10 protein-coding genes are annotated in these 12127 nt (G+C 51.4%); 8 read left to right on the forward strand and 2 right to left on the reverse strand.

Going from position 1 to position 12127, the window contains the following annotated elements:
- Positions 1–2 precede the first annotated feature (2 nt).
- The 6 genes from L2097_RS13225 (at position 3) to L2097_RS13250 (ending at position 5925) form a co-directional block, all read left to right on the forward strand.
- Positions 3–1121: an MBOAT family O-acyltransferase gene (locus L2097_RS13225; protein ID WP_085005715.1), complete on the forward strand. Its 1119-nt coding sequence runs from the start codon at positions 3–5 to the stop codon at positions 1119–1121.
- Complete coding sequence (locus tag L2097_RS13230) at positions 1118–2551, forward strand: AMP-binding protein (RefSeq protein ID WP_047371452.1); 1434 nt, start codon at positions 1118–1120, stop codon at positions 2549–2551. The genes L2097_RS13225 and L2097_RS13230 overlap by 4 nt, the downstream gene beginning before the upstream one ends.
- Positions 2552–2568: 17 nt before the next feature.
- The gene (locus L2097_RS13235; RefSeq protein ID WP_041852336.1) at positions 2569–2787 is read left to right on the forward strand and encodes an acyl carrier protein; all 219 of its coding nucleotides are present in this window, start codon (positions 2569–2571) and stop codon (positions 2785–2787) included.
- A gap of 378 nt (positions 2788–3165) precedes the next feature.
- The gene (locus L2097_RS13240; RefSeq protein ID WP_250352992.1) at positions 3166–4710 is read left to right on the forward strand and encodes a methyl-accepting chemotaxis protein; all 1545 of its coding nucleotides are present in this window, start codon (positions 3166–3168) and stop codon (positions 4708–4710) included.
- Between the two features lie 242 nt (positions 4711–4952).
- Entirely contained in the window at positions 4953–5624 is a 672-nt protein-coding gene (locus L2097_RS13245; protein ID WP_250352993.1) for a hypothetical protein, read from the forward strand.
- A 1-nt stretch (position 5625) separates the two neighbouring features.
- Positions 5626–5925 carry a hypothetical protein gene (locus tag L2097_RS13250; RefSeq protein ID WP_250352994.1) on the forward strand — a complete coding sequence of 100 codons (300 nt, stop codon included), beginning with the start codon at positions 5626–5628 and terminating at the stop codon, positions 5923–5925.
- A gap of 28 nt (positions 5926–5953) precedes the next feature.
- On the opposite strand, the gene L2097_RS13255 is transcribed toward L2097_RS13250, so the two are convergent.
- Positions 5954–7738, reverse strand: coding sequence for a hybrid sensor histidine kinase/response regulator (locus L2097_RS13255; protein WP_250352995.1), 1785 nt, complete (start codon positions 7736–7738; stop codon positions 5954–5956).
- Positions 7735–8367: a LuxR C-terminal-related transcriptional regulator gene (locus L2097_RS13260; protein WP_250352996.1), complete on the reverse strand. Its 633-nt coding sequence runs from the start codon at positions 8365–8367 to the stop codon at positions 7735–7737. The genes L2097_RS13255 and L2097_RS13260 overlap by 4 nt, the downstream gene beginning before the upstream one ends.
- Before the next feature lie 178 nt (positions 8368–8545).
- Between L2097_RS13260 and L2097_RS13265 the strand changes: the two genes are divergently transcribed.
- Positions 8546–8860, forward strand: coding sequence for a lipoprotein (locus tag L2097_RS13265; protein ID WP_047371458.1), 315 nt, complete (start codon positions 8546–8548; stop codon positions 8858–8860).
- Between the two features lie 201 nt (positions 8861–9061).
- Positions 9062–12097, forward strand: a complete 3036-nt coding sequence (locus L2097_RS13270) for an autotransporter outer membrane beta-barrel domain-containing protein (RefSeq protein ID WP_250352997.1) — start codon at positions 9062–9064, stop codon at positions 12095–12097.
- Positions 12098–12127 lie beyond the last annotated feature (30 nt).

The following is a 12127-nucleotide window of genomic DNA, read 5'->3' on the forward strand; positions in this document are numbered from 1 at the left end:
TAATGTACAGCTCAGGCATGTTTTTCTTCTATTTGTTCTCATCAGCGCTGGTGTTTGCGCTGGTTAATCGCGTATTGCATCACCGACTGACCTATATATCCGCTTTTTCCGTGCTGGCGGCATTAGGCTGGGGCTATATCTTCGAAGGCGACTATATTGTCCCGGCGGCAGTATTTTTCAGTTTTTATATTCTTGTCACATTAAAAGAGAAAGGTTGGTTAAAAACCTGGCAGGCGGTCACATTAACGTTGCTGCCGCTGTTTCTGGTGAAATTACACCTGAACAACCACTGGGGTATGATCGGGCTCTCTTTTATGACCTTCCGCGCCATCGATGTGCTGCTTTATCGCAGTAAGAAAGATGGCCAGAATTTCCTGCACTATTTCTGCTACCTGTTTATGCCGTTTATTATCCTGGCTGGCCCGATGTACCGCTGGCGTACCTGGATGACGGATATCAATAAGCCGGTCTTCACGCTGACGCGTGAGCAGTTTTTAGGGGCCTTAGAGCAAATTATTACCGGGATCATCCAGAAATTTTTATTCGCTATGTTGGTCGATACCCTGGTCGTTCAACCGTGGAGCCATGAGGCGTTTACGTTGAAAGTAGGCGTAGTGATGTCGATTGCCTATAGCGCCTACCTCTACTTTGATTTTGCTGGCTACAGCAACATGGCTATCGGGGCTGGCCGCTTATTTGGCCTGAACATTCCGGCAAACTTTAATATGCCGATTCTGGCGAAAACCCCGCAGGACTTCTGGCGCCGTTTCCATATCAGCCTCTCTGAATGGCTGAGGGATGTGGTTTTTATGCCGATTTATATGAATTTGATGAAGCACAATTTTTTCCGTCAGAACAAAACGCTGGCGCAAAATATTGGCATCTTCTGCACCCTGTTTTGTATGGGGGCATGGAATGGACTCGAACGACATTATGTCATTAGCGGCGCGCTGTTTGGCGCCATTTCCGTTGTTCACAACATGCTGCAATGGTTTGCCAAACGCCATCCGGCTTTGAGCAACGGGCTTCAACATCCGGTTTCTGTGTTTATGGGACGAATCTTGACGCTGGGAAGCGCCGCGGCCTCCCTTTACATCTTTAGTGGAATGTCACCCTTATGAAAAATGACTCCGAGCTTCTGGAACTGCAAGACTTCTTGCGTGCGGCATTACGCGATCCCGCGTCCCCTCAGCAACTGGCGATCAGCGGTAGCGATGAAGCCATTACCTGGCAACAGCTGTCCGTCGCGGTCACTGACTGGGCGCAACGTTATCAACAATGCAACCAGCCTGCCGGTACGCCGGTGGTGCTCTACGGACACCAACAGGCAGAATTTGCCGTCGCGCTGTATAGCTGCCTGTTGCATAACATTCCGTACATTCCGGTGGACTGCATCTATCCGCAGGAGCGTCTCAAAGAGATTTGCCAGCTCGCCAATGCCCCCTTCTATTATGATGTGGCCGCGAAACAATTCATCGCGACCGGTGTGACGGGCCAGGTACTTGCCGAGCAGGACCTCGCTTACATCATGTTCACGTCCGGCAGCACCGGAAAACCGAAAGGGGTGCAGATCGGACGGGAAAGCGTATGGCATTTCATGAAGTGGGTAAGTCAGGACTTTTCCTTGCCGGAAAAACCGGTGCTGATGAACCACGCCGTGTTCAGCTTCGATCTCTCGCTGATCCCTCTGCTGGCAAATCTGGCTACAGGCGGTCACATTGTGCTGAACGCGAAAGAAGATATCGCGGCGGAAAACTGGCTGGATCGCCTGAAAGCGAACGAGGTTTCCGTCTGGGTTTCTACCCCCTCTTTCGCCTATCAGCGCCTGCTGTCGCCGCAGTTTAATAGCGAGTATCTGCCTGAACTGAATGTCTTTATCTTCATCGGTGAAGTATTAAATAAAGCGCTGGTAAAACAGTTACGCCGCCGTTTCCCGCAGGCCAAAATTCTTAATTCCTATGGCCCGACTGAAGCGACTATCGCCACTACGGTGGTCGAAATTACCGATGACATTCTCAATAACGACAACCCGCTGCTGCCCGTTGGCGTGATGATGCCGGAAACCCGCATGGAAATTACCGCCGATGGCGAGCTGATTATCTGGGGGAAAAACGTGATGCGCGGCTATCTCGGCCTGCCGCAGGAAAACGCGGCAAAACTGCTGCGACGCGAAGGTGAAGAATATCGCGGTTACAGAACCGGCGATCTGGGCTACGAAGACGGTCTTATTTATTGTCAGGGCCGCAACGATAGCCAGATCAAACTGAATGGTTACCGTATTGAAATCAACGAGATTGAAAACCGCCTGCTGGCGATGTCCGGCATCAGTGAAGCGGTTGTGCTGCCGCTGATGAAATCATGCGGAAGCGTGCTGCGTATTGCAGCGTTCTGCGTGACGGATCTGGCACCGGAAGTGATCAAAACTTCCTTGTCGAAAGTAATTCCCCATTACATGGTGCCGTCACAAATTATTATTAAAGATGCATTGCCGCTTAATCCGAACGGCAAAATCGATCGTAAATTGCTGGACACCCATGCCCGCACGAATTAATTAGCCAGGAAATTATTATGGAACAAGAAATTCTCGCCCTGTTTGAAAAAGTGTTATCCCGCAAAGTGGGCTTTCACGATGAACTGATTGAATCAGACATTCTCGATTCAATTCTGGCGGTCGATCTGGTGCTGGAAGTGCAGGACGTTTACGGCTGCATGATCCCGCCGACCGAAGTCGCCACCGTGCTGAAAACCCCTGCGGATTTGGCGCGTTACATTGAAGAAAACCGTTAATCGTCTTCGGCGTTAATGGTGTTGTGAAAACCCTGAATGGTTTCATTCAGGGTTTTTCTTACCGCACTATCTCCCCCACCAGACCTCCTCCATTTCGCTTTTTATTTCGCAACTTTAGTCGTACTGAAAATATTATTGTGATCGCGCTCATATTTATGCTTATAGCATTAAAGCCCTCAACGTAAACGCTAAAAACAACTCTTTACTTTCCAATTACTTAATTTCTTTATAACAAAAAAAGAACATATGAAATATATATATCGTTTTTATCGATTAATTTCTTTTTTTTAATTTCCGATAAAAGATATAGCGCGGTTTGATACACCAGGGTTGCCGACGCTAAACCAGCCATATAAAACAACAACAGGTTAGCATGCTATGAAATTATCCTTTGCCCAAAAACTGTGGATTCCACTCATCGTCGCGCTGTTAAGTCTCGCCGGAACGTTATTTTTCGGCTCAGTCAAAATTAAAGAAAACCAGCTAACACTGCGAGAACGAGAGTTAATGCATGTATCGCAGCTGGCCCTCAATGTTGTTAAAACGCAGGCCGCGCTCGCCGACAAGGGATTGATTACACAAGAGGAGGCACAACAACGCGCTCTTCAGACCATTAAAGATTTGCGTTATGGGGAAACCGGTTATTTTACCGTTCTTAATAACCAGGCCCAGGTCATCATGCACCCGATAAACGCTGCGCTCATTGGCAAAGGACCGGATATTTCCGATGCGAATGGGGTGTATATTTTTCGGGATATGGTCGCTGTCACCAAAGACGACCATGCGGGTTTCACAAAGTATATTTTCCCGCGACCTGGCGAAACAGAGCCGCAACCTAAAGTCGCCTACAGCATTCCGTGGACACCGTGGGGCTGGATAATCACGACCGGATTGTATGTCGATGATATTCAGCAAGCTTTTTTGAGCTCGCTTTACCAGAGCATTATTGAGTTCGTTGCTATCAGCATCCTGCTTTCGATTCTTGTCTATTTCATCAATCGCAGCACGTTGAAAACACTCGGCGGTGAACCGCGTTATGCCGCAGAAGTGGTTTCCCGCATCGCCTCAGGGGATCTGTCGCAGACGGTGAGTAAAAAAGCCGGTGATAATGAAAGTCTGGTACATGAAATGGGCGTGATGCGCGAACAGTTAACCTCAGTGATCGCCGAAATCCGTGGAGTAGCGGAGGTTATTAACACCAGCACGCATGATATCGTCGCCGGCAATCAGGAGATTGCTGAACATTCCGAGCAGCAGGCAGTCTCGCTGGAAAAAACGTCTTCCAGCATGGAAGAGATTACCGCCGCCGTAAAACAAAACGCAGAAAATGCCGGGCAGGCGCGCGAACTGGCGCGCGGTGCGGTGGATATCGCTTCGCGCAGCGGTATGGTGATGCAGAATGTGAACGGCACCATGGGTGACATTTCTGAAAGCGCCGGAAAAATCGCCAATATTATTGAAGTGGTAAATAGCATCGCCTTTCAGACCAACATTCTCGCTCTGAACGCAGCCGTCGAGGCTGCACGCGCCGGTGAGCAAGGGAAAGGATTTGCCGTGGTGGCCAGCGAAGTCCGAAATCTGTCATTGCGCAGCTCTCAGGCTGCACAGGAGATAAAAGTCCTGGTAGAAGAGTCGGTCGCGCGAGTCAACAGCGGTTCTTCGCAGATCAAAATCGCCGGAAGCCACATCGACGAGATGATTGAAGCCGTGCAGCGCGTTTCAGACATCATGTCACAAATTTCGGTTGCGACGGATGAGCAGAGTATCGGAATAAGCCAGGTGAATGAATCGATGGTACAAATCGACTCAGTGACACATCAGAACGCTCAGTTAGTACAGCATGCGGTCGCCGCCGCCAGCGCCCTGGAAGCGCAGACCCGACGACTGACACAGACCGTGGCCTTCTTTAATACGGGCCGTTAATCCCTCCGTAACGCACCGGGAACCCGTGCATCAGGTTCCCGGTGATAACATCCCCCTGGCGACCACAAATGTCCCCCATCGTTATAGCTGGTGCCTTCTGCCGGTAGAGAAAGCCATTCCCTGTCAGATAACGCGCAAGAGAAATTACAGTATCAGAATTTTCTGCTGTTCCGACGGATATCCCCTCTCAGTATGATGAGATCCCGTCACGTTATTCTTTAAATTTCTGAGCTGGAATTTTTATGAGCGATAACGATTTTTCAGTCTGTAAACCGATGGAATCGTCCCCGTCCTGGGGCTTGATAGATGTATTCATCTGGAAAGTTGTTTCTGATAAGTTTGGCGGGGGTATCGGTTATATTCAGAAATTTAAAGATGCCTGGGTTATTCATAATAAAAACGCCATCAGAACCGCGGCCGAACGTTACAGTTTGCCGGTAGAACTTTTGGCCGGGGTATGCTGGATCGAAGTGGGTGGCGATCCGAATTTCATCGACAGGGTCGCGTTTGAAGTCAGGGCATTTGACTGGAGCGGCCCTGCTTTTGTCGATCGCCATTTGACTATCACTAACCCGCCGGAAAAGACCTCTTTTGGTTTTGTCAGCATGCAGTTACGCACGGCGGCCAGGACGCTGGGCCTGGATGTGTCAAAGATGGATATGAACCAGTTGCGAACGCTGGCGAATTGCCTGGAAAAAGATGTCTATAACATCAACCTGGTTGCTCAGCATCTGAGACAACTGGCTGATTATGACAAACTGCCCTCGGCTTTAAGCATGGAAGATGTCAGGATTATCGGCGCCCGTTACAACAGGGGGCTTATCCCGACACTGGAAGAAATTAAGAGAAATACCTCGTATGGTGACTTTATTGTCAATCACTGGCAGCGATTCAGCAGACTCATTTGGGGATAACATGAATAACATTTTAAGGATTGCGTTACTGTTGATGTATTGCCTGGGCCTTATCCTCTTATGCCTGGTCTCCGTCGATAAATATTCATGGATGAGTGAAATGGATGCCTCAGTGCCTGCGGGTTCGGTCACCGCTGACACCAGTAACAGTGACCTGACATCACTGCTCATCTTTATCGGCATCATCGTTATTCAGTTTATCAGCGTCATTTTCGAGAAAAGCCGTAAAATGAAGCTCCTTGCGGTTGTCCTGGCACTTATCGCCGCAGGCGTTTTTATCGCCAGAACGCATTATTTATAGGCGCAGGAGAGTTCCCCCCATTTTGCCGCTACTGGCTGGTCGACCACTGCGTTAACAGGGCATGCAGCGTTGCAGGCTCCAGTGGTTTGCGCAGCACCAGATACCCCTCTTCTTCCGCGTCGCGAAGTACCGGAGAGTTAAACTCTCCGCTGACCATCGCTCCGCTGACCTTTGGCAGGCGTTCAAGCAGCGCCTTGAGGATCTCAAAACCGCTTTCGCCCGAGCGCAATCGCTGATCGCACAGCACGACGCCTGGGGTAAATCCCCCATCGACAATGGCAAAAGCCTCTTCAGCAGAAGCCGCACAGCGTACGACGATCCCCCAACTGCTCATCAGACTTTCCCATGCAGAGGTGACCAGCGGGTCGTCATCAACCACGAGGCAGCTTCCCCTTAGCGATGCGCGGCGACTGATCGGCGCGACGGCGTCGCCGGCTGGCGCGGAATCACTCGTTTTCGTGTCTCCAGTGTGCTGTTTAAAGCGCATCCAGAAGCGGGAACCTTTGTCCTCAACAGAATACATGCCGTAGGTTACATTCATCAGCTTCGCACAGCGCGCCACCACCGCAAGCCCGAGGCCGTGCCCGGCACTGTCTATTTTCCACGCCAGTTCGGGGCGATAATAAGGGGAGAAGATTTTGTTTTTTTCGTCATCGGCGATGCCCACCCCGGTGTCCCACACCTCAAAGAGGCACTCTTCGCCGCGCGGGCGAATGGCCACCAGCACACCCCCGTGTGGCGTGTAGCGCAGGGCATTCTGGATCAGATTGATCAGCGACTGGCGCACCAGCAAGGGGTCGCCCATCACGTGGATGCGCCGCCCGGGCCGCCATGTACGGAGCTTCAGTCCCCGGCTTTTCGCCTCCTCGCGAAACAGCGTGATGACTGAATCCAGCAGCGCACCGATATCCACATGGGTGGTGGCGGTCATCATATTGCCCGATTCGATCTTGCTCAGATCAAGCAGCGAATTGAACATCAACTGGACGGAGCGGACGCTTTGTTGCAAATCCAGCAATTGCGGCATCAGCGCGTCATTGTTGTTTTTATGGATAATCGCCTCAATAAGAAACCCCATGGCGTGTACGGGCTGGCGCAGATCGTGGCTGGCGGTGGTCAGAAATTGATTTTTATCCCTCAGCGCCTGCTCAGCTTCCTCTTTCGCCTGGCGAAATTGTTCTGCCAAACGCACACTCTCTTCTTCAAGCCTGGCCTGCTGAATGAAAAAAGCGTGTGAGGTTAACGCGTGACGATAGATCGCAAAACCGTATAGTAAGTTCAGCATCAGCACGATCAACATCACATCGTCCATACGCCAGATGATGCCGAGATTTAAGAATCCCCAGGAAGAGAAAAAAAACCGTTTAAAGGTACTGATGACCGGCGTTAAATGTGTCGCGTTGGCGGCGACAATGGCGGCGATACTGATATTCAGCAGCAGGAAAAAATCAAAATTTTGGCTCTGTGGGGTAATCAGATAAAGCGATGAAATACCCATCCCGTGGGCCAGGGCGACTTTATTAAGATTCGGCAGCCAGCGGCGCAGGACCTCCTCTTCATTATTCTCTTTAACGTCTCGCTGATAGCGTCGGTGCCATATTCTGATTAACCCTGCGCAAAGCAGGTAAATAACGATCCAGACAAGGGTTGGCCCGGTGTTCTCCCCCAGCCAATAAATCCAGATTGCAAATGGAATACCGACAAAAGGCACTGCGGTAAAGCTGAACACTAAGCGAATAAAGGTATTATTGAGCAGTCGAATCTGGGCTCGCGAGGAAATGGCACTATTATCCACATCGGCTATCCATTTCATGATGTCTCTTCCCGCTGGCCGTGAAGGAGTGTAATGACTTCCACTCGGGTATTAACACCCAGTTTTTTTAAAATATTGCTGATGTGCTCTTTAACCGTGGGTTCTGATATGGAGAGTTGTGAAGCGATTCTTTTATTTGGTAATCCACGCATCATCATCTGTAAAACCTCTCCCTGACGCGGCGTTAAGTTAAATTTTTGCAATATTGCGCTATTTTTTACATTCAAATCAGCATGAGTCTCCGGAAACCATGTTTGGTTATTCATAAGCGCTTGAACTGCTTCACCAAATAATTCCGGCGTCTCGTTTTTCAGTACAAAACCATGACCACCGGCATTTTGTACCTTTATCCAGATATCATTATTTTCGTCGCCGCTTACCACCAGCAAACGCATTTTTGGAAAACTGTTCTTAATTTCTTTGAGTAATTTCAGCGCGGTAGAAGATGAGAGCCAGAAGTCAATGATCAGTAAGTCCGGGGGACCATTGTCGCGAATAAGCCGATAACAACTCTCCTCATCCGCCACCACCATGACTGACCTGAACCCTAAGTGGGACGTCAGAAAATTGGCAATTCCGCTGCCGACCAAAGGGTGGTCATCAATAACCAGTGCATAATATTTTCCCAAAGGTGTCTCCTTTTCGTGACCGGAAAAAGCGATATTCTGCCAATTTCCAAATCAACAACACTCCCTACTTTAGGAGGGTTCTTTATTCCAGAAAAGAGAAATATCTTATTTCAGTTTTTAAAAAAGAGAAACGTATTGCCATGTCGCAATCGCTACGGACTGATTACAAGGATAATTTATGAAAAAACCACTCATCGCGCTTGTCATTACAATAATGGTAGCGGGTTGTTCAACATTGAAAACCGATCAGGCTATTCCGCTGCTGCAGGCGGAAACAGCAAAAATGCTGGGGCTGGGATCATCCGATGAAATTACCGTTACGCAGGTTAATGGCGCTCAGCCTGATGCTCTGGGAGGGCAAAAACTGACTTACCGCGCGACCACGGAAAAGGGCCGTATTTTTGATTGCTCTTCCATGATGATGCCAGGAATTTTAGGTTCCGCGCCAACGCTTAGCGCGCCAACCTGCACACCTGTCGTCACTCATAAATAATCTGGCGCAGTGAACGTTACTACCGTTCTCTATTTTCACCCGCCGAAGCGTAATAGCCAGGGAATCACAGGTTTTCGCTTCGCCGGATAATTTACCTGCACGCCTGAATTCGCGAAATAAAGCTTTAAACCGGTCAGTCAATTTAATCTCTATAAAACAATGACCTTCGCGACATCACGTTAATCAATCTGGAGATAGCACGTGAATGACAATTTCTCGCACCAATTAAAAGTGAAAACCTCACTCTCTAAACTTTACCTCGCTCTGTTCTCTGCCCCGCTGATGTTATTAACACCCGATGACTCCCGGGCTGCTGATGTGATCTTTGATGGCGATACCCGGGTCACGCAGTCGTTAGTCTATACCGACGATGTCTATGTGGGTCGCACACAGGGCAGCAACTTGCTCATCGATAACGGGAAAATCACGGCTTACAACATTAATATCGGCAGACTCTATAACGGTCAGATTTTCGAAAGCACGGTGACGGTCAGCGGGCCGGATGCGGAACTGAACGCCCTGTACGATCAGTTCGTGCTGCACGGTAGCCTGGACCTTGGCCTTGGCACGCTGCGAGTCGAAAATGGCGCGCTGGCCAGCGCGAAAGAGATTGTGGTGGGCACCACCCGGGGCTACGACAGCCACCTTATCGCCACTGGCGCGAATTCCCGCGTTACCAGTAATTATCTGAGCGTCGGCACTGCGGCAGGCTCGCGTTCTACCGTCTCCATCGCGGATGGCGCGGTTCTTACTACCAGCCTCCAGGCACGGATCGGTGATGGCTACGATCCGGATGAGACCGATAAGCTGAACCCGAAAGCCACGGTGACGGGTGAAAATTCGCGCTGGAACGTCACCCAGTTGCTGACGCTTAACGGCGATCTGGACGTGCTCAACGGCGGTGCCGTTAACGTCGGCAGCATGGAGGTCGCGGGCGTTTCGGGTACACGCAAAACCGCCGAGCTGTATGTCGCAGGCAATAATGCCCGCTTCACCAGCGCTGGCAATATCCTCGTAGGCGATTACGGCAACGGCGTGGTATCTGCGGTGGATGGCGGCGTGATCTCCGCAGGCACTAACGCGATCGTGCTTGGCGATACCGGATCGGGTTCTAACCGCGGGGCGCTGGTTATTGGTAGCCGCGGCAATATGGATACCGGTACCGGTCTTACCGAGCCAACGCTGGGCGAAGCGGGTGGCGCGGGCGCCATTGATGCGCAGACATCGATTGTTTTGCGCGGCGGACTGTTCGGCAGCTATGTCTATTTCAATCACACCGATGATAATTACCTGTTCGCCAATACCCTGAGTGGCGAAGGTGATGTCATCAACACGTCGGGGAAAACGACGCTCAGCGGCGACCTGAGCGGGCTTAAAGCGAACGTCCTCGCCCGTGGCGGCAAAATCATTATTGCCAGTGATATCAACACGCAGCCTGAAACCGATCTTTTTGATATCCAGACACTGAGCGCGGAAAACGGCGGGACACTGATCCTTAACGCTAACGCCGGGAGCGACGTCAGCAACGGTCTCGGTTACAGCAGCGCCGCGTCGATTAAGGCCGGCGGCACTCTTGGCGGCAACGGCACCCTCGGGCAGACAGAAATCCTCTCCGGCGGCCATATTTCCCCCGGCGACGGTGATATCGGTACCCTGACGCTGAAACGCTACCTGAACTTTATCGGCGAGTCGTTCTATGACGTCGATATATCCGGCGATGGCCGTAGCGATCTGCTGAACGTGGAGGGTAAAACCACCATCAGCAATCAGGCCACTGTGCAGGTCACTGCCCTCGATCCTCAAACCAGCTACCAGACCGGCCAGGTCTACCGCATTATCAACTCGGCAGGCGGCATCGACGGTCAGTTTGCCTCTGCGATCTCTAAATCGGCCTTCCTGGACGTTGCGCTAAACTACAGCGCTAACGCTGTGGATCTGAGCATCGCACAGAAAGAGAGCGGCGAGAATCCGGGCAACCCGGGTGGTGAGAATCCTGGTAATCCCGGCGGTGAAAACCCAGGGAATCCGGGCGGTGAGAATCCCGGCAATCCCGGCGGTGAAAATCCGGGGAATCCGGGCAGCGAGAATCCCGGTAATCCAGGCACGGGCACACCGGGTATCTTCCAGACAGTGGCGCTGACGAGCAACCAGTGGAATACTGCAGGCGCGCTCTCTACCCTCACACAAAGCGGCCCATCACTGGCGCTATATAACTCGCTGCTGATGCTAAGCGCGCCGGAAGCGCGCGAGGCGTTCAATCAACTATCGGGCGAGGCTTACCCTTCCGTCCAGTCCACGCTTATCGCAAGCAGCAGCCAGGTGTTTAATGTGTTGAATCAGCGCATGGCGGGGTCATTCGACAATGACTCGCTGCCAATTCCACCGCTGGCCATGTCATTTGCCCAACCTGTTCCGGTACAGAACAACGGCGTATGGGGCCAGACATTCGGCTCATGGGTGAGAACCGACGGCGACAGCAATACCGGTAAGCTGGACGGTAACACCGCAGGTTTCCTGTTGGGTGCCGATCGTAAGCTGGACAACCATAACGTCAGAGTGGGTGGTTTCTTCGGTTACAGCCGTGGAAATTACGATGTCGACAGTCGTCGCTCCTCAATGGATATCGATAACTACCATCTCGGTCTGTATGCGGCGGCGCGTCAGGATGCATTCTCCTTGCGTGGCTCGCTGGGTTACACCTGGCATAAAATTGATGCCGAGCGTAAGGTTGATTTCAGCGGCTACTCGGATCGCCTGAGTGCGAATTATGACGCTAACTCGCTGCTGGCCTTTACCGAAGCCGGTTACCGTTTCGGCCAGCCAGAGCAGAATATCGAGCCATTCGTCAACCTGAGCTATGTCCGTCTGAATACGGATGACTTCAAAGAGAACGGCGGTGCCGCAGCGCTGAGCGTGCGTAACGACACCGCTGATACCTTTTTCTCGACACTTGGCGCGCGCGGCGTAGCGGAACTGCCGAAAAACGTCAGCCTTTATGGCTCGTTAGGCTGGCAACACGCTTATGGCGATAAGAAAGCCTCTTCGCGCATGGCGTTTGCCGGCAGCGATGGCTTCACGAGCGAAGGTACCCCGGTTGATGAGGATATGTTGGTGGGTGATGTGGGCGTCAGTTTTACGCTGCCGCACTCAGCGACACTGAATGTCGGTTACAAAGGACAAATCGGCTCCGACACCCGCGTCAACGCGTTGAACGCCAACCTCCGCTGGTCATTCTAAGGGATGTAGCGTGTTACCAGGCCGCCCCGC

Origin of the sequence: Citrobacter sp. MNAZ 1397, from assembly GCF_023613995.1 — a bacterium.
GTDB classification, from domain to species: domain Bacteria; phylum Pseudomonadota; class Gammaproteobacteria; order Enterobacterales; family Enterobacteriaceae; genus Phytobacter; species Phytobacter ursingii.